This window comes from Rhizobium sp. P1_B8, assembly GCF_056406515.1.
In genome coordinates, this window is the sequence record NZ_JBFTZZ010000017.1 from 116,873 (window position 1) to 143,021 (window position 26,149).

Annotated in this window: 28 protein-coding genes and 1 tRNA gene; 18 read left to right on the forward strand and 11 right to left on the reverse strand. The window is 60.7% G+C overall.

Annotation, left to right across the window (positions count from 1 at the left end; translation table 11 throughout):
• Window positions 1-43: 43 nt before the first annotated feature.
• The 4 genes from secDF to AC1D2N_RS20850 all read left to right on the forward strand — a co-directional run bounded on the left by secDF (window position 44) and on the right by AC1D2N_RS20850 (window position 4,374).
• Entirely contained in the window at window positions 44-2,584 is a 2,541-nt protein-coding gene (secDF, locus tag AC1D2N_RS20835; RefSeq protein ID WP_130652280.1) for a protein translocase subunit SecDF, read from the forward strand.
• 4 nt (window positions 2,585-2,588) lie between these two features.
• Window positions 2,589-2,975, forward strand: coding sequence for an Mth938-like domain-containing protein (locus tag AC1D2N_RS20840; protein WP_018241804.1), 387 nt, complete (start codon window positions 2,589-2,591; stop codon window positions 2,973-2,975).
• Between the two features lie 2 nt (window positions 2,976-2,977).
• Window positions 2,978-3,835, forward strand: coding sequence for a phytoene/squalene synthase family protein (locus AC1D2N_RS20845; protein WP_130652281.1), 858 nt, complete (start codon window positions 2,978-2,980; stop codon window positions 3,833-3,835).
• 71 nt (window positions 3,836-3,906) lie between these two features.
• On the forward strand, window positions 3,907-4,374 hold the full coding sequence (locus AC1D2N_RS20850; protein ID WP_018445615.1) for a hypothetical protein: 468 nt from the start codon (window positions 3,907-3,909) through the stop codon (window positions 4,372-4,374).
• 103 nt (window positions 4,375-4,477) lie between these two features.
• On the opposite strand, the gene trmFO is transcribed toward AC1D2N_RS20850, so the two are convergent.
• The 3 genes from trmFO to AC1D2N_RS20865 all read right to left on the reverse strand — a co-directional run bounded on the left by trmFO (window position 4,478) and on the right by AC1D2N_RS20865 (window position 6,662).
• Complete coding sequence (gene trmFO / locus AC1D2N_RS20855; protein ID WP_018445614.1) at window positions 4,478-5,911, reverse strand: methylenetetrahydrofolate--tRNA-(uracil(54)-C(5))-methyltransferase (FADH(2)-oxidizing) TrmFO; 1,434 nt, start codon at window positions 5,909-5,911, stop codon at window positions 4,478-4,480.
• A gap of 166 nt (window positions 5,912-6,077) precedes the next feature.
• Entirely contained in the window at window positions 6,078-6,221 is a 144-nt protein-coding gene (locus tag AC1D2N_RS20860) for a DUF1127 domain-containing protein (protein WP_003573524.1), read from the reverse strand.
• Window positions 6,222-6,515: 294 nt separating this feature from the next.
• Window positions 6,516-6,662, reverse strand: a complete 147-nt coding sequence (locus AC1D2N_RS20865) for a DUF1127 domain-containing protein (RefSeq protein WP_010067591.1) — start codon at window positions 6,660-6,662, stop codon at window positions 6,516-6,518.
• A gap of 874 nt (window positions 6,663-7,536) precedes the next feature.
• Here AC1D2N_RS20865 and AC1D2N_RS20870 point away from each other — a divergent pair.
• The 5 genes from AC1D2N_RS20870 (at window position 7,537) to AC1D2N_RS20890 (ending at window position 11,844) form a co-directional block, all read left to right on the forward strand.
• Complete coding sequence (locus tag AC1D2N_RS20870) at window positions 7,537-8,640, forward strand: DUF2157 domain-containing protein (protein WP_130652282.1); 1,104 nt, start codon at window positions 7,537-7,539, stop codon at window positions 8,638-8,640.
• On the forward strand, window positions 8,637-9,227 hold the full coding sequence (locus AC1D2N_RS20875) for a GDYXXLXY domain-containing protein (RefSeq protein ID WP_130652283.1): 591 nt from the start codon (window positions 8,637-8,639) through the stop codon (window positions 9,225-9,227). Before AC1D2N_RS20870 ends, AC1D2N_RS20875 begins: the two co-directional genes overlap by 4 nt.
• Window positions 9,228-9,380: 153 nt before the next feature.
• Window positions 9,381-9,465: transfer RNA gene (locus tag AC1D2N_RS20880), tRNA-Leu, on the forward strand.
• A 200-nt stretch (window positions 9,466-9,665) separates the two neighbouring features.
• On the forward strand, window positions 9,666-11,150 hold the full coding sequence (gene tig, locus AC1D2N_RS20885) for a trigger factor (protein WP_018241811.1): 1,485 nt from the start codon (window positions 9,666-9,668) through the stop codon (window positions 11,148-11,150).
• A 271-nt stretch (window positions 11,151-11,421) separates the two neighbouring features.
• A complete protein-coding gene (locus AC1D2N_RS20890) occupies window positions 11,422-11,844 on the forward strand; it encodes a nuclear transport factor 2 family protein (RefSeq protein ID WP_018445611.1) in 423 nt (140 codons plus the stop codon).
• A gap of 135 nt (window positions 11,845-11,979) precedes the next feature.
• On the opposite strand, the gene AC1D2N_RS20895 is transcribed toward AC1D2N_RS20890, so the two are convergent.
• The 5 genes from AC1D2N_RS20895 to map all read right to left on the reverse strand — a co-directional run bounded on the left by AC1D2N_RS20895 (window position 11,980) and on the right by map (window position 17,943).
• Complete coding sequence (locus tag AC1D2N_RS20895) at window positions 11,980-13,749, reverse strand: B12-binding domain-containing radical SAM protein (protein ID WP_130652284.1); 1,770 nt, start codon at window positions 13,747-13,749, stop codon at window positions 11,980-11,982.
• A gap of 159 nt (window positions 13,750-13,908) precedes the next feature.
• The gene (locus AC1D2N_RS20900) at window positions 13,909-14,712 is read right to left on the reverse strand and encodes an endonuclease/exonuclease/phosphatase family protein (protein ID WP_130652285.1); all 804 of its coding nucleotides are present in this window, start codon (window positions 14,710-14,712) and stop codon (window positions 13,909-13,911) included.
• Window positions 14,713-14,746: 34 nt separating this feature from the next.
• The gene (gene sthA / locus AC1D2N_RS20905) at window positions 14,747-16,153 is read right to left on the reverse strand and encodes a Si-specific NAD(P)(+) transhydrogenase (protein ID WP_026188372.1); all 1,407 of its coding nucleotides are present in this window, start codon (window positions 16,151-16,153) and stop codon (window positions 14,747-14,749) included.
• A gap of 118 nt (window positions 16,154-16,271) precedes the next feature.
• Window positions 16,272-17,099, reverse strand: coding sequence for a RadC family protein (gene radC / locus AC1D2N_RS20910; RefSeq protein ID WP_130652286.1), 828 nt, complete (start codon window positions 17,097-17,099; stop codon window positions 16,272-16,274).
• 7 nt (window positions 17,100-17,106) lie between these two features.
• A complete protein-coding gene (gene map / locus AC1D2N_RS20915) occupies window positions 17,107-17,943 on the reverse strand; it encodes a type I methionyl aminopeptidase (protein WP_130652287.1) in 837 nt (278 codons plus the stop codon).
• Window positions 17,944-18,191: 248 nt separating this feature from the next.
• On the opposite strand from map, the gene AC1D2N_RS20920 reads away from it, so the two are divergent.
• The 3 genes from AC1D2N_RS20920 (at window position 18,192) to AC1D2N_RS20930 (ending at window position 19,482) form a co-directional block, all read left to right on the forward strand.
• The gene (locus AC1D2N_RS20920; protein WP_130652288.1) at window positions 18,192-18,851 is read left to right on the forward strand and encodes a TetR/AcrR family transcriptional regulator; all 660 of its coding nucleotides are present in this window, start codon (window positions 18,192-18,194) and stop codon (window positions 18,849-18,851) included.
• Between the two features lie 128 nt (window positions 18,852-18,979).
• Window positions 18,980-19,153, forward strand: coding sequence for a hypothetical protein (locus AC1D2N_RS20925; protein ID WP_018445607.1), 174 nt, complete (start codon window positions 18,980-18,982; stop codon window positions 19,151-19,153).
• Window positions 19,150-19,482, forward strand: coding sequence for a DUF6105 family protein (locus AC1D2N_RS20930; RefSeq protein WP_130652289.1), 333 nt, complete (start codon window positions 19,150-19,152; stop codon window positions 19,480-19,482). Before AC1D2N_RS20925 ends, AC1D2N_RS20930 begins: the two co-directional genes overlap by 4 nt.
• On the opposite strand, the gene ruvX is transcribed toward AC1D2N_RS20930, so the two are convergent.
• On the reverse strand, window positions 19,419-19,913 hold the full coding sequence (gene ruvX / locus AC1D2N_RS20935; RefSeq protein WP_130652290.1) for a Holliday junction resolvase RuvX: 495 nt from the start codon (window positions 19,911-19,913) through the stop codon (window positions 19,419-19,421). The two genes, AC1D2N_RS20930 and ruvX, sit on opposite strands and share 64 nt — an antisense overlap.
• A 179-nt stretch (window positions 19,914-20,092) precedes the next feature.
• On the opposite strand from ruvX, the gene AC1D2N_RS20940 reads away from it, so the two are divergent.
• The 4 genes from AC1D2N_RS20940 (at window position 20,093) to AC1D2N_RS20955 (ending at window position 23,073) form a co-directional block, all read left to right on the forward strand.
• Window positions 20,093-20,797 (forward strand): metal-dependent hydrolase, encoded by a 705-nt coding sequence (locus tag AC1D2N_RS20940; protein ID WP_018241822.1) that lies wholly within the window; start codon window positions 20,093-20,095, stop codon window positions 20,795-20,797.
• A 69-nt stretch (window positions 20,798-20,866) separates the two neighbouring features.
• Window positions 20,867-21,154: an Asp-tRNA(Asn)/Glu-tRNA(Gln) amidotransferase subunit GatC gene (gatC, locus tag AC1D2N_RS20945; RefSeq protein WP_003558942.1), complete on the forward strand. Its 288-nt coding sequence runs from the start codon at window positions 20,867-20,869 to the stop codon at window positions 21,152-21,154.
• A 57-nt stretch (window positions 21,155-21,211) separates the two neighbouring features.
• Window positions 21,212-22,693: an Asp-tRNA(Asn)/Glu-tRNA(Gln) amidotransferase subunit GatA gene (gatA, locus tag AC1D2N_RS20950; protein WP_018241823.1), complete on the forward strand. Its 1,482-nt coding sequence runs from the start codon at window positions 21,212-21,214 to the stop codon at window positions 22,691-22,693.
• A gap of 104 nt (window positions 22,694-22,797) precedes the next feature.
• A complete protein-coding gene (locus tag AC1D2N_RS20955; RefSeq protein WP_130652291.1) occupies window positions 22,798-23,073 on the forward strand; it encodes a hypothetical protein in 276 nt (91 codons plus the stop codon).
• A 49-nt stretch (window positions 23,074-23,122) separates the two neighbouring features.
• Here AC1D2N_RS20955 and AC1D2N_RS20960 read toward each other — a convergent pair whose 3' ends face one another.
• A complete protein-coding gene (locus AC1D2N_RS20960) occupies window positions 23,123-23,380 on the reverse strand; it encodes a YjhX family toxin (protein ID WP_018241825.1) in 258 nt (85 codons plus the stop codon).
• A 309-nt stretch (window positions 23,381-23,689) separates the two neighbouring features.
• Between AC1D2N_RS20960 and AC1D2N_RS20965 the strand changes: the two genes are divergently transcribed.
• Window positions 23,690-24,199 (forward strand): GNAT family N-acetyltransferase, encoded by a 510-nt coding sequence (locus AC1D2N_RS20965; RefSeq protein WP_003558950.1) that lies wholly within the window; start codon window positions 23,690-23,692, stop codon window positions 24,197-24,199.
• 13 nt (window positions 24,200-24,212) lie between these two features.
• Here AC1D2N_RS20965 and AC1D2N_RS20970 read toward each other — a convergent pair whose 3' ends face one another.
• Window positions 24,213-24,515: a DUF1294 domain-containing protein gene (locus AC1D2N_RS20970; RefSeq protein WP_130652292.1), complete on the reverse strand. Its 303-nt coding sequence runs from the start codon at window positions 24,513-24,515 to the stop codon at window positions 24,213-24,215.
• Window positions 24,516-24,644: 129 nt separating this feature from the next.
• On the opposite strand from AC1D2N_RS20970, the gene gatB reads away from it, so the two are divergent.
• Window positions 24,645-26,147, forward strand: coding sequence for an Asp-tRNA(Asn)/Glu-tRNA(Gln) amidotransferase subunit GatB (gatB, locus tag AC1D2N_RS20975; RefSeq protein WP_130652293.1), 1,503 nt, complete (start codon window positions 24,645-24,647; stop codon window positions 26,145-26,147).
• The last annotated feature ends 2 nt before the right edge of the window (window positions 26,148-26,149 follow it).

Genomic DNA, 26,149 nt, shown 5'->3' on the forward strand with positions numbered 1-26,149 from the left:
AGCGATAACGGCAGGACCGCCGGATCGGAAGATCGTCGAGAGAATGTTGCATTTTTCCCGCTGGAAAACACTTCTGATTTGGCTGGTCGCGTTTGCGGCCATCGCCATCGCTGCGCCCAATCTGCTGACTGAGGCGCAGCGATCCTCCCTGCCGGATTGGTTGCGGCACGACCGCGTAGTGCTTGGTCTCGACCTGCAGGGCGGCTCGCATATCGTTCTGAAGGTCGAGCGTTCCGATATCGTCAAGGACCGCCTGGAAGAGGCGGTCGCCAATGTGCGCAACGCGCTGCGCGGCGCTGGCATCCGCTATACCGGGCTGACCGGCAATGACCAGACCGTCACCGTCCGCATCACCGATCCGGCGCAGACACAGGCGGCGGTCGATCTCCTGAAGCCTTTGACGACGGTTGGCGGACATTCGGGACCTGGGGTCGCGCTGCAGCAGGGCGCGGAGGGGCAGCTCTCGCTGCAGATTTCCGACGCCGGCATTACCGCTGACGTTGCTTCCGCGCGGACCCGGTCGCTCGATATCGTTGGCCGCCGTATCGCCGGATTCGGCTATGATAATTTCCTTGTTCGCCCGGATGGCGCCGACCGGATCGTCGTGCAGGTGCTGGGATCGGTCGATGCTGAGCGGCTGAAGAACATCCTGAACCAGCCGGCCAAACTTTCCTTTCATCTGATCGACGAAAGCATGTCGGGGCAGGAGGCGCTGAACGGCCGTTGGCCGGCGACATCGCAGGTGCTCTATTCGCTTGACGATCCGCCGGTACCTTATCTGGTCGACCGCACGGCTTTCGTCACCGGCAGCAACATGGTCGATATCGAGCCTGTCGTCGATCAGCAGACGCAGGATACCGCGATTGCCTACCGTCTCGATGCGGAAGGTACGCAGCGGCTGGCGCAGGCGACGGGGCAGAATATCGGCAAGCACCTTGCCATCGTCTTCGACGACCAGGTGATGTCGTCACCGGTTATCGATGCGGCAATCACCGGCGGTGAGGGCCGGATTTCGGCGAATTTCTCGGAAGATGGCGTCCGCGACCTTGCGATCATGCTGCGCGCCGGCGCCTTGCCGGCGACGCTGACCAGCGTTGAGGAACGCAGCGTCAGCCCGAGATTCGGCGCCGATTCCATCTTCAGCGGCCTTGTTGCCGGTCTCGTCGCCGTCGTGCTGGTCGCGGCACTGATGATCGCGCTTTATCGCATCCTAGGCATCATCGCCGTCGTCTCGCTCTTCTTCAACCTGATCCTCATCGTTGCGGTGCTGAGCCTTGCCGGCGCGACGCTCACCTTGCCCGGGATTGCCGGCATCGTGCTGATTGTCGGCATGGCGGTCGACTCGAACGTTCTGATCTATGAGCGTATCCGCGAAGAGGAGAAGACCATCCATTCCTTTGCGGAGGCCGTCGGCCGCGGTTTCTCACGCGCATTCGCAACGATCATCGACGCGAATGTGACCATCTTCATCGCCGCCATCATCCTCTTTTTCCTCGGCAGCGAATCCATCCGCGGCTTCGCGGTGACGCTGGCGGTCGGCATCCTGACGACTGTTTTCACGGCTTTCACCCTGACGCGCTCGATCGTTGCCGTCTGGCTGATCGCGCGCCATCCTCGACATCTGCCGAAGAGCGTTCTGGCGCATCTTTTTGAACACGCCAATATCCGCTTCATGGGAATCCGCCGTTATGTCTTTACGGCGTCGGCGGTCATTTCGCTGATTGCCATGGCCGCCTTTGCCACCGTCGGCCTGCATCTCGGCATCGATTTCACTGGCGGCTCGCTCATCGAGGTGACGGCGAAGCAGGGCAATGCCGACATCGCCGATCTCCACTCGCGCCTCAATGATCTCAATCTCGGCGACGTGCGCGTCGAGCGCACGGGCGGACCGTCGAACGCGCGGATCCGCATCGCTTCCCAGGGCGGCGGCGAAAATGCCGAGCAGTCGGCGGCGACGCTGGTGCGCGGCGAGCTCCAGGAGGACTATGATTTTCGCCGCGTTGACGTCGTCGGACCCGCGATCTCGGGCGAATTGACGATGATGGCGACGCTCGGCGTGCTTGCAGCACTAGCCGCGATCCTGATCTACATCTGGATCCGCTTCGAATGGCAGTTCGCGGTCGGCGCCATCGTCGCAACGCTGCACGACGTCATCATCATGCTTGGTCTCTTCGTCCTCACCGGTATCGAGTTCAACCTGACGAGCATCGCCGCCGTGCTCACCGTCGTCGGTTATTCCCTGAACGACACGGTCGTGGTCTATGACCGAATGCGCGAAAATCTCAAGCGATACAAGAAGATGCCGCTGCCGATCCTGATCGATGCCTCGATCAACCAGACGCTGTCGCGCACCGTTCTAACCGCGGCGACGACGCTGACCGCCTTGCTGGCGCTCTTTCTCTTTGGGGGCGAAGTCATCCGCTCCTTCACCTTTGCGATGCTCTTTGGCGTCGCTCTCGGCACCTTCTCTTCGATCTATATCGCCGCTCCTGTCTTGATCGTCTTCCGGCTGCGGCCGGAGGCTCCCGACGGGGAAGAGAGCAACAAGACGGATGCCGGTGTAAAATCCGGCACGGTGGTTTGAAAACATGGCAAAAGGCATAGAAATCCGCGCCGCGCATTTCCCCGGCCGCGCTCCGATCGATGCTTACGGCAATGGCGGCTTTCGCTTTGCCGACATGTCGCATCGTGGCTCGATCCTTTGCCTGCCCTCCGGCATTCATGGCTGGGACATGGATATGTCGAAACCGCTGTCGCCTGAAAATTTCCGCCGCGTGCTTGACGAGGCTAGTGATATCGAGGTTCTGCTCGTCGGCACCGGTACCGAGCTTCGCCGCCTGCCCGAGGAATTGAAGCTGGCGCTGAAATCGCGCGGCATCTCCTCCGATCCGATGAGCACCGGGGCTGCAGTGCGCACCTTCAATATCATGCTCGCCGAGCAACGTGCCGTCGCCGCGGCGTTGATTGCGGTCTGACGATGTCTGAAGCGCATATTGCGACGAACCAGGAGATCTGCCTGGCGATGCTGCGTGACAGCGATCGCGACCGCTACCTCGCCTGTCTGCTGTCGCCAGAGGAAAAGCGCGGCGCGCTTGCGGCTCTCTATGCCTTCAATGCCGAGCTTTCCCGCATCCGCGATCTCGTGCACGAGCCGTTGCCCGGGGAGGTGCGGTTACAATATTGGCACGATCTTCTGGAGGGCAGCGCACACGGCTCGACGGCGGCCAATCCCGTCGCCGCGGCGCTTCTGATGGCGATTGAAACGCACCGCCTGCCGCGCAAGACGCTGATCGATATGATCGGGGCCCGCACCTTCGATCTTTATGACGATCCGATGGAGACACGTCTTTCGCTTGAAGGCTATGCCGGCGAAACGGCATCCGCGCTGATCCAGCTCGCAAGCCTGGTGCTTTCTCCGGAGGAGGCCGCACGCTCGGCCGACGCCGCCGGCCATGCCGGCGTCGCCCAAGCGGTCGCCGGGCTGTTGCTGCTGATGCCGCTGCATCGCCGCCGCGGCCAGATCTATATTCCGCTGCAGATCCTGTCCGCCACCGGTCTCGACCGCGATGCCTTCCTCGCCGGCGAAGACCGGCCGCGCATCTCTGCCGCCATCGAGGCCTTCGCCGGCCTCGGTCGCGAACATCTGGCAAAAGCGAGGGCGGCGGGGCCGATTGCGCTGGCTGTCTTTCCAGCCTTTCTGCCGGCGACGATTGCCGAACCGGTGCTCATCACGGCGCAGAAACGGGGCGCCTTGCTGTTTGACCGGCCGCTGCAGCCGCCGCAATGGCGCCGCCAGCTGCGGATGGGGCTGGCTGCCGCACGCCGAAAAATCTGATATCGGTCAAATTCGCGCAAGTCTCGCGCGCTACAAGGCTTCCACCGCTACCCTTTGAACGGAGACTCGGCGTGGGCATTATCGTCTGGTGCGTCCTTTTCGCCATCGTCATTTTCATTGCTTTCGTGGCAACGCGCATGGCCGCGCAGAACAAGGAAGACGGCCTGCATGACACGGGCCTCGCCATCATCGAGTTCGGCCGCGCCTTTCCGAACGAGGCGATCCGTCAGCTGCAGGCGACGGAAAACGGCCAAGCCGTCTTCGTGCGCCTGCACGACAACAAGGCGGGCTTCATGCGCAACATGTCGCGCCATTTCGCCTGCCATCTGATCGAGCCGGGTCGGGTGCGCGTCGTGGGATCGGAGACGGGCCGGGGACTGGTGATCGACTTCCTCGATGCACCCTATCACAACGGCGATTTCGAATTCGCTTCCGCCAAGGAAGCCTCGGAGGTTTCGCTCTGGCTGCTCGGCAATTATATCGCCGAGCCGGATAAGGACCTGCCGCCCGGCAATATTTCGGCCGCGACCAAGCAGTAATGCATGTCGCCCAAAACTGTGCAGCGCTTTTAGGCGACATGCATAAAAGCAAAGACTTCACGCGGGTCGCACGAGCCGGGTCCGATGCACTTGAAAACGCCGGTCAGGCGCTTTCGGCAAGCGTCGATTCTTGACCGAGCCAGGTCGCGCAGTCGGCAAGAGCACGCCGCGCGATCAACTGCCGCTTCATAATCGTCTTGTCTTTGCCGCGGAAGCGCTTGACGCCTTCAGGTTTGACGATCGAGCCCGGCTGGAGCTCCGGAAACAGCCCGAAATTGATGTTCATCGGCTGGAACGATCGTTTGCCCGGCTCCTCGTCGGTGACGATGTGCCCACCGGTGATGTGGCCGAGCAGCGCGCCGAGCGCCGTCGTCGCCGGCGGTAGCGAGATCGCCTCGCCCTTGCGTTCGGCGGCGGCGAAACGCCCGGCCATCAGCCCGACGCTGGCGCTTTCCACATAACCCTCACAGCCGGTGATCTGGCCGGCAAAACGCAGGCCGGGCCGCGATTTTAGCGTCAGTGACCGGTCGAGCAGGGTTGGGGAGTTGATATAGGTATTGCGGTGCAGGCCGCCGAGACGGGCAAATTCCGCATTTTCCAGACCCGGGATCATCCGGAAAATGTCCGCCTGCGCGCCATATTTCAGCTTCGTCTGGAAGCCGACCATGTTGTAGAGCGTGCCGAGTGCATTGTCCTGCCGCAGCTGCACGACGGCATAGGCCTTGACTGTCGGGTTATGCGCGTTCGTCAGCCCCATTGGCTTCATCGGTCCGTGGCGCAGTGTCTCGCGGCCGCGTTCAGCCATCACCTCGATCGGCAGGCAGCCGTCGAAATAAGGCGTGCCCTCCCATTCCTTGAAACCGACCGTGTCGCCTGATATCAGCGCGTCGACGAAGGCATTGTACTGCGCCTCGTCCATTGGGCAGTTGATATAATCCTTGCCGGTGCCGCCAGGCCCTACCTTGTCGTAGCGCGACTGATACCAGCAGATATCCATGTCGATGCTCTCGCGGTAGACGATCGGCGCGATGGCGTCGAAGAAGGCGAGCGAATCCTCGCCGGTTTCTGCCTGGATGGCGCTCGCGAGCGACGGCGCCGTCAGCGGTCCGGTGGCAACGATGGCAAGATCCCAGTCACTGGGCGGCAGGCCGGTGATCTCTTCACGCACGACGGTGATGAGCGGGTGGTCATGGACCGCCTTGGTCACCGCCTCGGAGAAGCCGTCACGATCGACGGCGAGCGCACCGCCGGCCGGTACCTGGCACCGATCGGCAGCGGCCATGATCAGCGAGCCCGCCATGCGCATCTCTGCATGGATGACGCCAACGGCATTGCTGGTCGCATCGTCGGAACGGAAGGAATTGGAACAGACAAGTTCGGCCAGGCCGTCGGTCTTATGCGCATCCGTGCCACGCACCCCGCGCATTTCATGCAGGATGACCGGAACGCCGGAACTGGCGATCTGCCAGGCGGCTTCCGAACCGGCAAGCCCGCCGCCGACGACGTGGATGGGGGAATAGGAGGAGATCGTGTTCATCCTGGGCTGATATCATGTCGGCAGGTGCGATCCAACACCCGGGAATCAAAAACGGCGCCTTCGTGGCCCAGCATCCCGGAATCAAAAACGGCGCCTTCGTGGCCCAGTACCCCGGAATCAAAAACGGCGCCTTCGTGGCGCCGTCTTGGAAGCATCGTACTCGCTATTAGCGGAACGAGCGGGATGCAATATTGCGGATGTCGTAGCGGCTGACGCCGATATCGGACAGGGTCTGGTTGGAAAGGCCGCCGAGTTCGTTGAGCGTACGACGGTAGCTGAGCCAGCTTTTTGCAATGCGGATCGGGTTCATTTTCTTCTTCCTATGTCCGCGGGACGGCGGGATCGCCTGTCTCTCTGCGGTTGATGTTTATATAGGCGAGAACCGTCCGATTGTGCAGTGCAAATAAAAGGCGTCTGCCATGCAATTGTGCAATGTGATGCTCGACAATTAGGCGATGAATATTTTTTGAGCGGGCTAATCAAGCGGAAAAACATGCAACCGCCGCGGCCACCACGTGCAGACAAAAGAAAACGCCCGCTGTGGGTACAGCGAGCGTTTCGATCGAGAACAATCGTGCTTGGGAGGAGCGGCGATCGCCTTGAATTAGCGGGAAGAAGCCTCACGGGCAACGCGATGGATGTCCGAACGGTCGATGCCGAGATCGTGCAATTCGCGGTTGGTCATGCGGCCGAGTTCCGTGACGGTCTGACGATACTTGCGCCAGTTATTGAAAGAGCGAGAGAAGTTCATGTTAAGCCCCTTTCCGAGGGTTTCATCTGCCAGCAGCCACCGATCGGCGCTGACCTCTATTTGATGACCGGAATATATGTTGCGGCGCGAAAGACTAAAACAGCCAAGTTTTCAGATCACCCATGCAAATGATGCAATGCTCAAAGGGTATTTGACGCAGACTTACCATTTTTTGGTCAACGAATAGGCAGAATGACTTTTAGGAGAGCAGGTCGATTTGGAGGGGCGAATGGGGTGCCGCAGCGGAAAACGCCGCTCCCTCCGGCAGTTCCGCCCGTCCTTCTGCAACAAAAGAGGCGTTCCGCTTCGGATGGGAAGTCGCGCATCTGTTCACGGGGTTGGTGGGGCGGTGTGACGACAATGTGGCATTGACGGCGTCACGCGACGAAAATCCTTCAACCATCAATGCTTTAATAAAGCTTTGGCTCAACAAAAACGCCCGCCGGGGGAGGATCCGGCGGGCGTGTGATGGTGACTGACAACTGGGAGGAGGAGTGTTGCCAGTCTATCGCAGCGCGCTGGGAGGAGGAGTGCGCAGCTGCGAATCTCGTCACGGACAAAGCATCCGCGGGCCTCCGGCTGGAGCCGGGCCGGGGCGCCATCCCCGCGCTTCGATGTTCTGATCAATAGTATGACTAATGAGTATTATGCAGTGCAATAAATTCATGGGGGATATGCAAGGATCGCATGCCTCTCCGTCCATAAGCTTATATTAGCGCTTCTGCCGTTAGCGGCCGGTTAACACTCGATACTATTTAGACCAATGAGGAACTTGTATATTTGTCGCAACAGCGTTTGCGAACACCCGTGCTGCGTCTATAACGGCGTGAGCCGCAGCGCCGCAGTCGACGTTCCGGAAATCAAGGGGTTGAGCATGTATCGCGGCAGATTGGAGCGGGATCTCTCGCTCTGGGTGGGCAAGGGCCTGCTCGGGCAGGAAACGGCAGGTGCGCTTCTCGCCGAATATGATAGCCGCCCTGCAAGCTTCAGCCTCGGCAGGGTGCTGATGGCGCTGGCGGCGGTGCTGCTTGCCGCTGCCATCCTGTTGGTCGTCGCCTCCAACTGGGAAGCTATCCCGCGCCTTGTCCGCGTCGGCGGCATCCTTGCCCTGATCTGGTTGGTGCATATCGCCGCTGCCCGGATGCTTGCCCGCGGCGCGACAGCGGCCGCAGGTGGCTTGCTGGTCATCGGCGCGATGAGTTTCGGCGGCGCCATCTCGCTGGTCGGGCAAATGTATCACCTCTCCGGCGACGAGCAGACGGTGATGTATCTCTGGTTCGCGATCGCGACGATCTCGGCGATCCTGTTCCGTTCGGGTGCCGTGGCAGTCGTCGTGGGCTTCCTCTCCTGGGCGTCCTTCGCCGTCTATCTTGAGAACAACGACACACATTGGATAGGCTTCGATCCCTGGATGGCGCCTCTCATGGCGGTGATCGTCATCGGGCTGGTGCGGTATACCGGCGCCGAGCGGGCTCGCCATCTGTCCTATCTGCTGCTGATCGGCTGGCTCGCCTGGCTCTATACTCTTTATGAGGAGATCGCCGTGGCGCTAGCCTTCGCGATCGGCGGAATGGCGGCCTTTGTCCTGACGGCGGTGCCGCTCCCGCGTATCGCCTCCTTGATCAGGAGCGCCGGTGCGGCTCCGGCCTTCTACAGCTTCCTTGTCGCTGTAATCGGCTTCCTGCTGCTGCATATCGAGATCGAGGATGGCTGGCGGCTGGTGGTGCTAGGAGTGGCGACGCTTGCCGCTTCCGTGCTGGCGATCGCCCTGCACGGCAGGGATAACGGCGCGGTGCGATATCTCGCCTATGCGACCTTTGCCGCCGAGATGCTTTATCTCGCCTCCGTCACCGTCGGCTCCATCCTCGGCACGTCGAGCCTCTTCCTTTTCTCCGGTCTCGTGGTCGCGCTGGTCGCCTGGATGGTCATCCGTCTCGAACGGCGTTTTTCGGCGAATGCCCAGGGGGAGCGCGCATGAGCTCGTTCATGGCAAAGCTGCAATCCGGCAAGGGCTATCTGCTTTCGGCCATCATCGTCGCCGGTCTGCAGACCCTTATCCTCGGCACGATCATCCAGAGCCGGGCGTCGATCCTCAGCAACGGCGCCGAGGTGCTGTTGAAGACGGCGCCCGTCGATCCGCGCGATTTCTTGCGCGGCGATTATGTCGTCTTGAACTACGACATTTCCTCAGTGCCGGTTCAGACGGTTTCCGGCGGGATTCCGGCCGAGGTTGGCGAACGGGTGTTATGGGTTCGGTTGAAGAAGCAGGAGGACGGTTTCTGGACAGTCACCGAATCGTCCTTCCACGAGCTGCCTCCGCAGCCGGAGACGGTGATCCTGCGCAGCCTGCCATTTTATAGTGGCGCACTTGCCGCCGGCGACAACATGCGTGTCGAATACGGCATCGAGCGCTACTACGTTCCTGAAGGCAAGGGCAAGCCGATCGAGGAGGCCCGCAACGACGGCAATGTCGCAATATCGGTGCGTGTCTCGGCTGATGGAAGCGCGCAAATCCGCAGCCTTCTCGTTGACGGCAAGCCGGTTTACGACGAGCCGCTTTACTGATCCGACGGCGCTTCGGAGGAGGGCGGCTCCAGGGCCGCAGGTCCCCTGTCATTTGCCGTTCATTTTTCCTTTGCCTCGACCAAATCGGGTGATATAGAGACGCCGCGCTCCGGAAGGCCTCATGCGCAGGCATAGGCATGCGGTTTTGTGAACGCGGGTATGGTGAAATTGGTAGACACGCCAGATTTAGGTTCTGGTGCCGCAAGGCGTGGGAGTTCAAGTCTCTCTACCCGCACCAAGCTGTTTGCAGGCGGGAGACTGAAATCGGTTGGCTTAGGGCAGCCGAGAGTTGTCCCGAACACCCCGCGAGTGCCGTTCCCCTTTGGGCGGAATGATACAGGAATTGGTAAAAGCCACGCGCGGCAGGATCGCCGGCGTCGTGCTCATCGAAACGAACGGCGTCTGGGCACGGCCGCCACGAAATGAAGGTAGGAAGACATGCAGGTTATCGAAACGCTCGCTGAAGGGCTGAAGCGCGAAATCAAGGTCGTTATCCCGGCCAAGGACATGCAAGACAAGATGAATGAGCGTCTTGCCGATGTGAAGGACAAGGTTCGCATCAACGGCTTCCGTCCGGGCAAGGTACCCGCTGCTCACCTGAAGAAGGTCTACGGCAAGTCGATCATGGCCGACCTCGTCAACGAGATCGTCCGCGAGCAGCCGGCCGCCATCCTGTCCAGCCGCGGTGAGAAGTCGGCCACGCAGCCGGAAATCGCCATGACGGAAGACAAGGACGAAGCCGACAAGATCCTCGCTGCCGAGCAGGATTTCGAATTCACGCTCTCCTATGAAGTGCTGCCGCCGATCGAACTGAAATCGGTCAAGGGCATCAAGGTCACGCGCGAAGTCATCGACATCTCGGACGACGAAGTCAACGAGCAGGTCCTGAAGGTCGCCGAAAGCGCCCGCGCCTACGAAACCAAGACCGGCAAGGCCGCGAACGGCGACCGCATCACCATGGATTATGTCGGCAAGGTCGACGGCGAAGCCTTCGAAGGCGGCACCGACCAGGGCGCCGAACTGGTGCTCGGCTCCGGCCGCTTCATTCCGGGCTTCGAAGACCAGCTCGTTGGCGTCAAGGCCGGCGTTGAGAAGACCATCACCGTGACCTTCCCGGCCGACTACCCGGCCAAAAACCTCGCCGGCAAGGAAGCGACCTTCGACGTATCAGTCAAGGAAGTCGCAGCACCTGCCGATGTCGAGATCAATGACGAACTCGCCTCCAAGCTCGGCATCGAATCCGCCGATCGCCTGAAGGAAATCGTCCGTGGCCAGATCGAATCGCAGTACGGCTCGCTGACCCGCCAGAAGCTGAAGCGCCAGATCCTCGACCAGCTCGACGAGATGTACAAGTTCGAGACCCCGAACTCGCTCGTCGACGCCGAATATAACGGCATCTGGAGCCAGGTGAACAACGACCTCGCTCAGTCCGGCAAGACCTTCGAGGACGAAGACACGACTGAGGAGAAGGCTCGCGAGGAATATAAGACGCTCGCCGAGCGCCGCGTTCGCCTCGGCCTCGTTCTCTCCGAAATCGGCGAAAAGGCCGGCGTCGAGGTCAGCGAAGACGAGATGCAGCGCGCCATCTACGATCAACTGCGCCAGTATCCGGGCCAGGAAAAGCAGATCCTCGAATTCTTCCGCAGCCAGCCGGGTGCCGCCGCTTCGATCCGCGCACCGATCTTCGAAGAGAAGGTCATCGATCACCTGCTGACCGAAATCGACGTCACCGACAAGAAGGTGACGAAGGAAGAACTGCTCGCCGAGGAAGAAGGCGAGGCGAAGGCCGAGACCAAGAAGGCCGCGCCGAAGAAAAAGGCTGCCGCCAAGGCAGAAGCAGCTGACGCCGGTGAAGGCGAAGAAGCAGCACCGAAGAAGAAGGCTGCTCCGAAGAAGAAGGCGGCTGACGAAAGCGCCGAATAATCGCTTTTCAGTCCTACAGCGCCGCGCGTCTTTTTAGACGCGCAAAGGACGCTGTAACACTTTGAATTGCTGCATCCTGAAATCGGATTCCGATTTAAGGAATCATGCAGTAAAGTTTGGAAGGCCTCGCCATCGTGCGGGGCCTTTTTCTATTATCCAGGGCAGTTCATTCTCGCCGCCTACTCCATTGTGTTTATTCATTCTGAACAACAAAGAGTTGCATTTAAGTATAATTAGATGCAGATTTCGCTGATGGTGGAGGGACCTGAAAATGACTGCAAAGCATGACATGAAGAAGCTGGTGGAGGAAATCTATGCTGTGCGTGACCGCGGCGATGTCGAAGCTACACTGGCGCTGATCGGCGAGGATTGCACCTTTCGCATGGTCGGCAATACACGGCTGGCGCCTTTTTCGACTGAATCAAGCGGGCATGCTTTTCGCCAGGCGATAACCCAGCTTATCACAGTGTGGGATCTATCGAATATCAGGACAGCCGGCATCTATGTGGACGAGGATGAGCATATGGTCTTTGCCCACCGCGAAGGCGAGGTCAGGCACATCCCATCGGGCGTGAGCTTCCATACGGAATTCGTCGACAAGATCCATTTCCGAGATGGGAAACCCGTCAAGATCGTCGAATTCGTCGACACGCTGCAAGTGGCCGAGACGACCCAGATGATCCAAGTCGCTTAAAAGGCCACTGAATTCGGAGTCTTCAAAGCGCGTTGTCAAACTTGATTCAAGCGACGCGCTTTAGCGGCATGCATTGGCTTAGAGTTTGATGCCGCCCATGTTTTTGGGCGTCATCCGGCGTTCAAGAATTACCGCTCAATGCGCTGTCAGTTGCGCGACTTTCCTGACATGGCTGACGGCTGCGGCGCCGCCGGCGGTCTGTGTGAAGAGGTGGAGCGTTTCTTCTTCGTCGTCGGCAACAGGCGTCAGGGCCTGATCCATATAGGTCTTCGACTTCGCATCCCTTGAAATCAGGAATGCCGAAATCGTCAAGCCAATGATCGTGCCGGCGAGCGAAGCATGTTTTCTGAAGGTTTCCCAGGCAAAACGCGGCCAGAAGACCAGCGGATTCTCGCGCGGCAGGTCCGGGCGCCGCTCCGACGGGGTCTTCAGGCGCAGCAGGCCGCTTTGCAGCGGATGCACGTTTTCCAGCGGCACGGTGGTCGCGAAGGAGACGAGAACCTTGACGAGCCTTGTCAGCGGTACCCCGGTCGCCACAGCGCGGCGCAGCAGCGTCTTCATATGATCAGGCGAATAATAGAGCGACCAGGCCTCGTGGTAGATGTCTTCCCATTCCTGCTTGCTCATTTTGGGATGCGCGGTGCAGACGTGCTCGACATCGTAGATATTGAGATCGGCATCCATCTCGATGCCCTTCTTCCACAGGACCTGATGGTCCTCGGAACCGGGCAGCGGCGTCAGGATGAAGAATTCGATGACGTCGAGCGGCAGCTCTTCCTGGATGATCGTGATGTCGCGGCGGATCGATTCCGGCGTATCGGCCGGGAAGCCCAAGATATAACCGGCAAGCGTCATGATGCCCTGTGCCTTCCAGGCGAGCAGCATCTTGCGGTATTCAGTGATCTTGTTCTGGTTCTTCTTGGCGGCGGTCAGATTGTCCGGATTGACGTTTTCGAGGCCGATGAAGACGCGGGTGACGCCGGCGCGCCTGGATTTCTCGATGAAGTTAGGGATCTTGTGGCAGAGCGTGTCGACCTGGATCATCAGGCCGAGCGGAATGCCGTCCCGCTCCTTGAGCTCGATCAGCCGGTCGAAGATCGCTTCCCAATCCTTGTTGCGGGCGAAATTGTCGTCGGTGATGAAGAATTTGTGGATGCCCTGCGCCCAGTTCATTCGCACCAGTTTCTCGACGTCGTCGGCCGAACGGAAGCGTGACTTGCGTCCCTGCACATTGATGATGGTGCAGAACGAGCACTGATAGGGACAGCCACGCCCGGCATCGAAGCTGGTGCTGAGCCCGAGCGTGCGCTGGATATTGTCCTTCGGCAGGAAGGGAACCGGCGTGCCGCCGATGCCCGGAAGGTCGTTCATGAAATTGTAGAGCGGCTTCAGTTCGCCGGCGGCGGCGTCGCGCAGCACCATGTCGAGCCGGCCCTCGGCCTCGCCGGCAAACATCGAGATGCCCATGTCGCGGCAGGCGTCGAGCCCGACCGCCTTGCCATCCAGCATCGACAGGCAGCCGGAAACATGAAAGCCGCCGATCGAAACCGGCAGGCCGGCATCTCGGAACGGCCGGGCGATATCGAGGGCGCGCGGATACTGGTTGGTCTGGACGCCGACGAGCGCGATCATGCCGAAATTGTCGTGGCGCTTGAACTGCGCCAGCAGTCCGGCGACATCGATCCGGGTGTTGGTTTCGTCGATCACGGTGATGTCAATCGCCGTATCGTCGCCGAGCACCTTGCGCTCGGCACATTCGGCGGCGATGCCGTAAAGAGCCGCAAGCGAATTGGAGGGGATCATCGCCCGCCACCAGCGGATGACGTAGCCGTCATCGTCATAATGCGACGGCTTGATCAGGATCAGCTGAAAACGTCGGCGCGCAGCTTCTAAGACATGGGACAAGAGTATCTATCTTTCTTTAGAAGCTTTTGCCCGAAGGCAAAATGGCGTTGAAGGCATATAGCAGGCACGACACATCAATGCGATTTAGGAGGTCAAACTAAGGCGTAAAAAACGGCACGGCGCGCAAACGCTCCGCGAAGTGTATCATTCCTCAATATACTACCCGATATCGAGCAGCAATGCGCGATGGTCGGAGACTTCGGGCGCCGCGACCACTTCGAATTTGGCAACCTTCACCTCCGGGGTCACCAGCATGTAGTCGGCAAAGCGGCCCTGCTTCAGATAGTAGGAGGTTCGCGTGTCTACAAGGCCGTATCCGGTGACGAGATCGGAAAGCCCGAGTCTGGCAAGAATCGTAAAGGTCGCGCTGTCGGGCAGCACGTTGAAATCGCCGCAGACGACGAGCCTTTCGTCGCCGGGCCAGACGCGCTCGATGAGCCTGATCAGCGCTACGGCCTGTTCGTCGCGCGCTGCGGTATCGCCCTTGCCTGCGGGATCGCGCAGGCCATGCATGTGGGCGATAGTTATGGTTGAAGCATGCTCATGGCTGAAGAGGCGGATGCAATGCGCGTTTCGCGGTCGCGGATGTTCGCCCCAGCCATCAGCGGAAAAACGGCCATGCACGAAGTCCAGCCCCTGGGCGATGACGGAGTGGGTTTTGCGCACGAAGGTCGCCAGCCCGAATTCGGCGACAATGACGGTATCGCCATCGAAAAGCTCGCCTTTCGAGGTGGGGCAGAAGAAGCCGTCGTGGCCGGGCAGGGCGGTGCTGATTTCGGTAAAGAGATTGAAGCGCTGCGGCAGCTCCAGCCCCGCATCCCGATAGATCGACCATCCGCAGCTCGTACCCGGCGTCCGCAGCACCTCCTGCAGGCACAGCACATCGGGATCTGCTTGCCTGACATAGCCGATCAGAGCCTCATGCAGTCTGCCGCCCCATGCGTTCAGGGAAATGATGCGCAATGTCGTTCCCGGATTTGCTGTCTACGCGACGGACTTAGAGTTCCGACTTGATGTCGCCCATCCGGTTCCAGGCATCGAGCCCGGCGATCTTGTAGGCTTCGGCGAGCGTCGGGTAGTTGAAGGTGTTTTCGACGAAATATTCGACGGTCCCTTTGAGATTGAGCACCGCCTGGCCGATATGCACCAGCTCGGTGGCGCCTTCGCCGACGATATGCACGCCGAGCAGGCGGCGCGTCTTCAGTGAGAAGATCAGCTTCAAAAGTCCGGTGTCGAGGCCCATGATATGACCGCGCGACGTCTCGCGGAAGCGGGCGATGCCGCATTCATAGGGAATGCCGCGCTCCTTCATCTCTTCTTCGGTCAGGCCGCAGGTCGAAATCTCCGGCACGGCATAGATGCCGTAGGGGAAATATTTCGGCGGTTCCTTGGCGACTGCGCCGATCGCGACGCGGGCGGCGATGCGGCCCTGTTCCATCGAGGTCGAGGCAAGGCTCGGAAAGCCGACGACGTCGCCGGCGGCGTAGACGTTGGCAACCGATGTCTGGAAGGTTTCCGGATTGACCTTGAGACGGCCGCGGCTGTCGGCTTCGAGGCCGATGGCCTGAAGGTTCAGCGCATCGGTCGCCCCCATGCGGCCGGCGGCGAAAAGCACCATGTCGGTCGTCAGGCGCCGGCCGCTGTCGAGCGTCAGCTCGACCTTGCCATTCTCAAGCGTCTCCACCTTGTCGGCCTTCTGGCCGAGCAGCAGCTTCATGTTGCGGTCGCGCAGCTGGTAGGTAAAATCCTCGATGATTTCCTTGTCGATGAAGTCGAGCATTGTCGCCTTCGGGTCGATCACGGTGACAGCCGTGTCGAGCGCGCTGAAGATCGTCGCATATTCGATGCCGATGACGCCGGCGCCGATGACGACCATCGATCGCGGCAGGTCCTGGATGTCGAGCAGTTCGTCGCTGTCAAGCACGGTCTTGCCGTCGAAGGGTATGTAATCGGGGCGGAAAGGCTTTGTGCCGACGGCAAGCAGCACGCTGGCGCCGGTGACCTGCGTGGTCTCGCCGTCATCCTTGATCACCTGCAGCGTCGACGCATCGATGAAGCTCGCCTTGCCGCGAATATGCTGCACGCGGTTGCGGGCGAACTGGTGTTCAAGCACCTCGACCTCGTGGTTGAGCGTAATCAGCAGGCGGCGGCGCAGGTCATCTGCACTGATCTCTTCCTTGACGCGGTAAGACCGGCCGTAGAAACCACGTTCGCGCCAGCCGGAAAGATTAAGTGCGGTCTCGCGCAGCGTTTTGGAAGGAATGGTGCCGGTATGCACGGACACGCCGCCAACGCGTTTGCCCTGCTCGATGACAAGCACTTTCTTGCCGAGTTTTGCCGCTTGGATCGCGCCGCGGCGCCCTGCGGGACCGCTGCCCACCACAACGAGATCGTACTGAAGCATCATCAAGCCCCGGATTGGAAAGGAATCATTTTGCGACGCAAAATGTCGCCCGTCCATCGTTAGCCGGTCAATGTTACAGATTGTTTTACAGCCGCCGATTCCGCCGGACCTGTGCCTTTCAGATCAGCTTCAGCCCCTTCAGGCTGACATGGCCATCCCTGCCGATGATGACGTGGTCGTGGACGGTGATATCGAGCGCCTTGGCCGCATCGATGATCACCTTGGTCATGTCGATGTCGGCGCGCGACGGTGTCGGGTCGCCGGAGGGATGGTTGTGCACCAGGATCATCGCCGTTGCCGAAAGCTCGAGCGCGCGTTTCACCACCTCGCGCGGATAGACCGGCGTGTGGTCGACCGTGCCGCGAACTTGCACCTCATCGGCGATCAGCACATTGCGCTTGTCGAGGAAGAGGATGCGGAACTGTTCGCGGGTCTCGTGTGCCATGGCGGCATGGCAATATTGGATGACCGAAGACCACGAAGACAGGACCTGCTTGCTCCTGAGCTCGCTCTTCAAGGTCCGGTGGGCGACAGTCGAGATCAGCTTCAGGTCGAGCGCCACGGCCTCGCCGACGCCCTTTACCTCGGTCAGCAACGCTGCAGGCGCGCCGAAGACGCCGGAGAGCGAGCCGAACCGTTCGATCAGCGCCTTGGCGATCGGCTTGGTGTCGCGCCGCGGGATCAGGCGAAAAAGCAGCAGCTCGAGGATTTCGTAGTCGGCAAGCGCGGTGTCGCCCAGCTCGCGGAAGCGGTCACGCAACCGCTCGCGATGGCCATGATAATGTTCATGGCCGGCAAGCGAAGCGGGCAGGGGCGTTCCGGCATTTGGTGCGGACGGTTTCTGCGGCCGTCCGCCGAAGAACGAGCGTTCGTCGGCGGCAATGGGCTCTTGCGTCTCGAAAGGCAGCTCGTCGTCGGAAGATGTCGAAACGGGGCCTTTCGCCATCGAATCGTCACCCGTTGTACGAAGGCAGACCGGGGCGGTCGAGCCCACCCGGCGACAGCGTGAAGATCTCGCAGCCATCGGAGGTGACACCGACGGTATGTTCGTACTGGGCCGACAGCGAGCGGTCGCGGGTGACCGCCGTCCAGCCGTCGGCGAGCACCTTCACGTGCGGCCGGCCGAGGTTGATCATCGGCTCGATGGTGAAGATCATGCCCTCGCGCAGCTCCGGCCCCTCGTTGGCGCGGCCGTAATGCAGGATATTCGGCGAATCGTGGAACAGCCGGCCAACGCCATGCCCGCAGAAATCGCGCACCACCGAACAGCGCTCGGCTTCCGCATAGGTCTGGATCGCCTCGCCGATCGCGCCGGTGCGGGCGCCGGGCCTGACGGCGCCAATGCCGCGCATCAGTGATTCATAGGTGACCTCGAGCAGCCGTTCGGCAGCACGCTTGACGACGCCGACGGGATACATCCGGCTGGAATCGCCATGCCAGCCGTCGAGCACGAAGGTGACGTCGATATTGACGATATCGCCGTCACGCAGCGGCTTGTCGTTCGGAATGCCGTGGCAGACGACGTGATTGATCGAAGTGCAGGTCGATTTGGTGTAACCGCGATAATTCAGCGTCGCCGGATAGGCGCCATGATCCATGCCGAAATCGAAGACGAACCGGTCGATTTCATCGGTCAGCAGGCCGGGCTTGACGATGTCGGCAAGCGCATCGAGGCAGCGCGCGGTCAGCTGGCATGCCCTGCGCATACCCTCGAATGCTTCAGCGTCATAAAGCCGGATGGCGCCAGTATTCTTCGGGGGCGCGGTAGAGGCTTCGATATAGTTCACCATTGCAGGGCCTTAGCGGAGATTATTAGATTTGTTCATAATGCAGCTATGCCGGGTTCGTCCATCACGATCAACCGCCAGGACGAGATTTCTAGACAGATCCGATCAGTCCAGCGTGCAGCTTTCCACATCCGTTCGACGGACAATCAACGGTCCGGCTGGAATATCCACAATCTTCCCAAAGGGATAGGATTGATTGCGTGAAGCCTCCCCGCTACTCACCGATTGGTGACAGCGGGGAAGGGTCGGTCATGTTGAATGAAGCGGTAAATCTTGAAAATTCACCCGGGGTCGACGGAGAGCCGGAACGGCGCGTGCGTGATCGCGGCGCCACCGAGCGCGCAATCCTTGCCGCCGCCAAGGGCCTGCTGGCCGAGGAAGGCTTCCAGAATTTCGGCATCAATGCGGTTGCCCGCCGCGCTGGTTGCGACAAGCAGCTGATCTATCGCTACTATGGCGGCCTCGACGGCTTGGTCGAGGCGATCGGCGCCGATCTCGGCACATGGGTGAAGGATCGAATCCCGGAAGACGCCGGCGGCATGTTCCTGCTCACCTATGGCGACCTGATGGAGCGGCTGTCGCTTCTCCTCCTCGACGCCTTGAGAAACGATCCGCTGATGCGCCGCATCCTCGCCTGGGAGATTTCGGAAAACACCGAACAGGTGAGGCGGCTGTCGGAAGCGCGTTCGAAGGCGCTCGCCCTCTGGCTCGAGCGCATGCGCGGCTCGCTGGCGCCGCCGAAGGGCGTGGATGCAACAGCGGTCAACGCCGTCATCATCGCTGCGATCCAGCACCTCGTGCTGGCCGCCGCAGCCGGCGGGCAGTGCGCCGGCCTGTCGCTGAAGACATCAAAGGACTGGGAGAAGGCGGCGACGGCGCTGAAGCGCATCGTGCGCGGCGTCTACGGCTGAGATCTACTCATCCACAGGGGGCGGGGCCTGCGTTAACCTTAACAAATGGTTTACATTGCGCGGGGCTGGTCAAGCCGACAGTGTGGCGGTGAGCAGAGATGTATGAGTAGAGCCCCGAGTTGACGCCCATGGCAACCAAGATCGCTAAAGCCGCGTTTCTGGTGACGGCGATGATGTTTTTCGCAGTCCTGGCGCTGGATATCGCAATTCCGACGCTGGTGCTTTGCATCATGGCATTGTCGACCTGGTTGGTCTCCCTCGATCTGCCCGTGGCGCGCAAGCATGGAGGAGAGGCCGCATGAAGTGGTTTCTGATCTTCTGGGCCGGCCCCATCGTCTTTCTGGGCGGATGGTATTGGCTCTCCTATTACGACATGAGTTTCGGCATCTTCATGTTCACGCGGCAGGTCCATGACCTGACCTTCGAGCTTTACGGCAAGGCGCTCGGCATTCCGCCGGAGACCATCCCGCCACTCGTTGCCCGCGCGATCGCGGTGGACAGCCTCGTCGTCTTCGCCATCCTTGGCCTGAGGAAGCGCAAGTCGATCATCGCCTGGTGGAAGGTGCGTCAGGCGCTGAATTCGTCTCCATCAGACCTTGCCAGCAAGGAAAGCCTGTCGAGCGCGCCCTGAAGGATGAAGCTTGCGGCGGCCGAATCGATCCGTCCGGCCCGCTTGGCGCGCGAGACGTCCATTTCGAGCAGCGTCCGTTCGGCGGCGACCGTCGAAAGCCGCTCATCCCAATAGACGAAAGGCAGCGCCGTCTTCTGCTCCATATTGCGCACGAAGGCGCGCGTTGCCTGCACGCGCGGACCTGCTGATCCATCCATGTTCATCGGCAGGCCGATGATAAAGCCTGCGACCTTTTCCGCTGCCACGAAGTCCAATAGCGCCTGGGCATCGATGGTGAACTTGACGCGGCGGATCACCGTGCGCGGCGTGGCGAAACGCCGCCCGAGATCGGACATCGAAAGCCCGATCGTCTTGGTGCCGAGATCGAGGCCGGCAATTGCCTGTCGCGGGGCTAGCGTCTCGGCCATTTCCTCGATTGTCAGCACCGTCATCGCCGTTTCATCCCGTCAAAACAAATTGAAGTCGCCGCCGCTTTTCTTTGCGGCCGCATAAGATATGTCCTTAGGGCATGACGCCGAAAAGTGTGAGCGGTTTTCGGACGACATCATGTCCTCATTCTTTGATGTGGCATCGAAACCGGCTTTGCATCACGTAATAAAGGAGACATTTCATGAAGATCACCTGGCTCGGCCATTCCGCCTTCCGCATCGAGACATCCAAGGCGAAGATCCTGCTCGACCCATTCCTCAGCTACAACGCCTCCTTTTCCGGCCAGGATATCAAGGATGTTTCCGCAGGCATCACGCACATCCTGTTGACGCATGGCCATGGCGATCATGTCGGCGATACCGTGGCACTCGCCAAGGAAACCGGCGCCGTCGTTCTCGCCAATGCCGATCTCGCCGCTTGGCTCGGCTCCAAGGGCGTCGACAAGATCGAGATGGGCAATACCGGCGGCACGATCGCGCTCGGCAGTTTCTCGGCGACATTCACCAATGCACTGCACTCCTCCGCCCAGATCACTGAGGACGGCGTCTCGCATGCGCTCGGCAACGCCAATGGCCTGATGCTGCATTTCGACGACGAAGCCTCGATCCTTGCCATGGGCGATACCGATATCTTCTCCGACATGGCGCTGATCAACGAATTGCACCAGCCCGATATCGGCTTCGTGCCGGTCGGCGACCGCTTCACCATGGGCGGCGCGGTGGCTGCACTCGCCTGCCGGCGCTATTTCAACTTCAAGACCGCGATCCCCTGCCATTACGGCACCTTCCCGATCATCGATCAGACGGCCGAAAAATTCATTGCCGGCATGGAGGGATCGCAGACGGATGTGAGGGCGATCAAGCCTTCCGAGAGCCTGTCGATCTGACGAAATCCCGTTGCGTCAGGCGGACATGGCCTTTATAGCGGGTAGGAAAAATCCTATCCGGAGAATGCCATGTCCGTCGATCTTGCCACCGTGAAGCGCGTCGCCCGCCTTGCCCGTATTGCCGTCTCCGAGGACGAGGCAAATCGCATGGTCGGCGAGCTGAACGGCATCCTTGGCTTCGTCGAGCAACTCTCCGAAGTTAATGTCGACGGCGTCGAGGCGATGACCTCGGTGACCCCGATGGCGATGAAGAAGCGGACCGATGAGGTGACCGACGGCAGCAAGGCAGCCGATATCGTCGCCAATGCGCCCGTCACCGACCACAATTTTTTCCTGGTGCCGAAAGTCGTCGAATAAGGCTTCGAAGCCTCTTTCCGACCCTGTTGCCATTTCCAGATCTGAAGCGAAAACACGATGAGCGAACTCACCAGCCTGACCATTGCCGAAGCCCGCCAGAAGCTGCGCGCCAAGGAAATCACCGCGATCGAGCTGACCGAAGCCTATATCTCGGCGATCGATGCGGCCAATGACCGGCTGAACGCCTATATAAAGGTCACGCCGGATCTCGCCCGCGTCATGGCGAAGAACTCCGACGAGCGCATCGCCACCGGCAAGGCAGGCGAACTCGAAGGCATTCCGCTCGGCATCAAGGATCTCTTTGCCACCGTCGGCGTTCACACCCAGGCCTGCAGCCACATTCTCGATGGTTTCGAGCCGCGTTATGAATCGACCGTCACGCAGAACCTCTGGGATGACGGCGCCGTCATGCTCGGCAAGCTCAACATGGACGAATTCGCCATGGGCTCGTCGAATGAAACATCCTATTACGGCCCGGTGATCAATCCCTGGCGCGCCGCAGGCTCCAACCAGCAACTCGTGCCCGGCGGCTCCTCCGGCGGTTCGGCCGCAGCCGTCGCTGCGCATCTTTGCGCTGGCGCCACCGCGACCGATACCGGCGGCTCGATCCGCCAGCCAGCAGCCTTCACCGGCACCGTCGGCATCAAGCCGACCTATGGCCGCTGCTCGCGCTGGGGCACCGTCGCCTTTGCCTCCTCGCTCGACCAGGCTGGCCCGATCGCCCGCGACGTGCGCGATGCCGCAATCCTTTTGAAGTCGATGGCAAGCGTCGACGCAAAGGACACGACGTCGGTCGATCTGCCGGTGCCGGATTACGAAGCAGCTCTCGGCCAATCGCTGAAGGGCATGAAGATCGGCATCCCGAACGAATACCGTGTCGAGGGCATGCCCGACGAGATCGAAACCCTCTGGCGCCAGGGCATCGCCTGGCTGAAGGATGCCGGCGCCGAGATCGTCGACATCTCGCTGCCGCACACCAAATACGCCCTTCCAGCCTATTACATCGTCGCTCCGGCCGAGGCCTCCTCGAACCTCGCGCGTTACGACGGCGTGCGCTACGGCCTGCGCGTCGACGGCAAGGATATCGTCGACATGTATGAGAAGACCCGGGCCGCGGGCTTCGGCAAAGAAGTCAAGCGCCGCATCATGATCGGCACCTATGTGCTGTCGGCCGGTTATTACGATGCCTATTACATCCGCGCCCAGAAGGTCCGCACGCTGATCAAGCGCGATTTCGAACTCGCCTTCGACGCCGGCGTCGACGCCATCCTGACGCCGGCAACGCCGTCGTCGGCCTTCGGCGTTGCCGATGAGAACCTCGCCGCCGATCCGGTGAAGATGTATCTGAACGACATCTTCACGGTGACGGTCAACATGGCGGGCCTTCCCGGCATCGCCGTGCCGGCCGGCCTCGATCACAAGGGCCTGCCGCTCGGCCTGCAGCTGATCGGCAAGCCCTTCGATGAGGAAACCCTCTTCAAGACCGCCCACGTCATCGAGCAGGCAGCCGGCCGGTTTACGCCGGCCAAGTGGTGGTAACGGAGCTAACGATCCCGATAGCGGCTGCCGACCACGAAACGGTCGGCGCCCTCGGCTTTGCCGCATGGTTGGCTAATTGACAGCCGGAACCGGGAGGAGGCCTCATGCCGAAACAGGATCTTGTGCGATTGATCGAGGCAGCTGATCGCCTCGCTGCCGGCGGTTTCGCCATGGGCCCGGATTGGCAGGCGCTCCACGACATCTGCCAGCGCCACGAAGGCGAACAGCCGTTCGACTGGGGGCACGCCCTTTGCCATCGCATCGAGGGCGATGACTGGAACGCCGATTACTGGTATAGCCGTGCCGGCAAGAGGCGCGGCACGGGCTCGATGGCCGACGAGTGGTCGGCGATGCGGACGGAACTCTCTGCAAAGGCTTGAGGCGATACCCTGATCGCGCCCGTTCGAGACGCGATCAGGAGTGCCACTATTACCTGTTGTTCAGCTGTGACCTGACCAGCCTCAGCCCTCTTTCGGTGATCCGGTAAGGCTGGCCGCCTGAGGACTTGATTGCCCTTAGCCGCTTCAGCCTGCGGAAGAGATCGAGGTCGACGCCGGGATAGACCCAGCCGTCGCGGGTGAAGCAACTGACTGCCTCGATCTTCCTGTCGTCGTCGCGGGTAATTTCAATGCGGCCGCCCTGGGCCATGAGATGCAGGATGCGCTGCTCCGTGCGAGAAATGTCCATGTGTTGAGATCCGGTGTCGCGCCCGGCAGGGCGCACAAAAACGATCTGGCGCTCATTCGAACGTCAGGGCTTCGTTTTTCGGGCCCATGCGCGCAAGCGAACTTGCGGGCAGGGCCTTTACCGGGTCTCAGGCAGGCTCAACATAAAACACCTCGATAGGGTTTATTATTCAGCCCGGAAAATTCGGTCAAGAGCGTGGTCTCCGGTCAAAACCAGTCGAAAACCTTACTTTTGGCCGATCATCCCTTTGGAGGTACTGGTAAATTCCGCGACTCAATGGTCTAGTTGAGGGGTAACGCGGAGGTGTCGTTGATCCACATTCGCAATGCCCGCGACGGTGAAGCGGAGCTATTGAGCGAGATCGGGCTCAGGGCCTGGCAAAATGCGATGGCGTCGATCGGCGAATCGGACGCGATGATCGATGCAGCGCGCAACGCCTTTCGGAACTTCGTGGAAAACGACTGGCTGACCATCACCGTTGTCGAGCAGAACGGCCAGGTCGCAGGCTGGGCGGCGCGCGAGGGACTGGACGAAACCATCTCGGATTTCTGGATCGATCCCGCCTTCACCCGCCAGGGCCTCGGTTCGGCCCTTCTCGTCCGCATCGAAAAGGAGATCGCCGATCAGGGCCTCGAGAAGGCGGCGATGCAGACCCATTCCGGCAATAGCGAGGCGATCGGCTTCTTCCAGAAGCACGGCTACAGCATTCACTGGCTCTCGGTTGCCTACAATCCGAAGCTCGACCGCGACGTGCCCTCCGTTGGACTGACGAAACAGCTCGTTTCGGATGGCCAAGGTGGCTATGGGCTGGAATTCTGATGCTTCAAAAGTCCTAAAGAAGGAGAGGGCTCCATTGCGGCAGGAACGCCAGCACAGCAATCAGTGCGCCGTGCAGGATCAGGATCGCCGCCAGGATTGACCGGAACGGCTCCTTTCTCGTCTTGTGGCGCAGCAACTGCTGTGCAGCCAGCGCGCCAAGGCTGCCGCCGATCAGCGCAAGGATGAGAAGCGTGCGCTCGCTGATGCGCCTCCCGCCGTGGCGCGCCGCCTGCTTGTCCATGAAATAGATCGAAAACACCAAGAGGTTCAGCGTCAGAAACAGCAAGGCCGATTTGAGGATATCGATCATCGTCATCAGGAAACCCTAGCGTGGCTCCGTTAACGAACGGCAAAACCGTGATGCGGACCACGGCGAAAGCCTTGCACCGGCACGCCATTTCCTTTACCTCACCAGTGGAAAAGAACAGCCTGCAAAGAGCATCAGATGACCCTTGTCGACGTCCGCACGCCTGATCCGAAACGCTTCATCCCCGGCGCCACCGGCGACTGGGAGGTCATCGTCGGCATGGAAGTCCATGCCCAGGTGCTGTCGAATTCGAAGCTCTTCTCCGGCGCCTCGACGGAATTCGGCAAGCCGCAGAATTCGAACGTCTCGCTGGTCGACGCCGCCATGCCCGGCATGCTGCCCGTCATCAACGAGGAATGCGTCAAGCAGGCTGTTCGCACCGGCCTCGGCCTGAAAGCCCAGATCAACAAGCGCTCCCTCTTTGATCGCAAGAACTATTTCTATCCCGACCTACCGCAGGGCTATCAGATCTCGCAGTTCAAGGATCCGATCGTCGGCGAGGGCAAGATCGTCATTTCGCTCGGGCCGGACCGTCAGGGCCAGTTCGAGGATATCGAGATCGGCATCGAGCGCCTGCATCTGGAGCAGGACGCCGGCAAGTCGATGCATGACCAGCACGCGACCATGTCCTATGTCGATCTGAACCGTTCCGGCGTCGCCCTGATGGAGATCGTCTCCAAGCCCGACATGCGCTCGTCCGACGAGGCCAAGGCCTATATGACCAAACTGCGCTCGATCGTGCGCTATCTCGGCACCTGCGACGGCAACATGGACGAAGGTTCGATGCGCGCCGACGTCAACGTCTCCGTCCGCCGCCCGGGCGAGGGTTTCGGCACGCGCTGCGAGATCAAGAACGTCAACTCCATCCGCTTCATCGGCCAGGCGATCGAATATGAAGCCCGTCGCCAGATCGGCATTCTGGAGGAAGGCGGCAAGATCGATCAGGAGACCCGCCTTTTCGATCCGAACAAGGGCGAGACGCGATCGATGCGCTCCAAGGAAGATGCGCACGACTATCGTTATTTCCCCGATCCGGATCTGCTGCCGCTCGAATTCGGCGATGCCTTCATCAAGGCGCTCGAAGCCGATCTGCCGGAACTGCCCGACGACAAGAAGGAGCGCTTCGTGCGCGAGCTCGGCCTGTCGATCTACGACGCCTCGGTGCTCGTTTCCGAAAAAGCGATTGCCGATTATTTCGAAGCCGTCGCCGCAGGCCGTGACGGCAAGACGGCCGCCAACTGGGTGATCAACGATCTGCTCGGCGCCCTGAACCGGACCGGCAAGGATATCGAGCAGACGCCGGTTTCGCCGGCCCAGCTCGGCGCCATCATCGATCTCATCAAGGCGGGAACCATATCCGGCAAGATCGCCAAGGATCTCTTCGAGATCGTGCTCACCGAGGGCGGCGATCCCGCCGAGATCGTCGAGGCGCGCGGCATGAAGCAGGTGACGGATACCGGCGCGATCGAAAAGGCCGTGGACGAGATCATCGCCGCCAATCCCGATCAGGTCGAAAAGGTCAAGGCGAAGCCAACCATGGCAGCATGGTTCGTCGGCCAGGTGATGAAGGCGACCGGCGGCAAGGCCAATCCGCAGGCTGTCCAGGCCCTCGTCAAGGCGAAGCTCGGCATCGAGGAATAAGC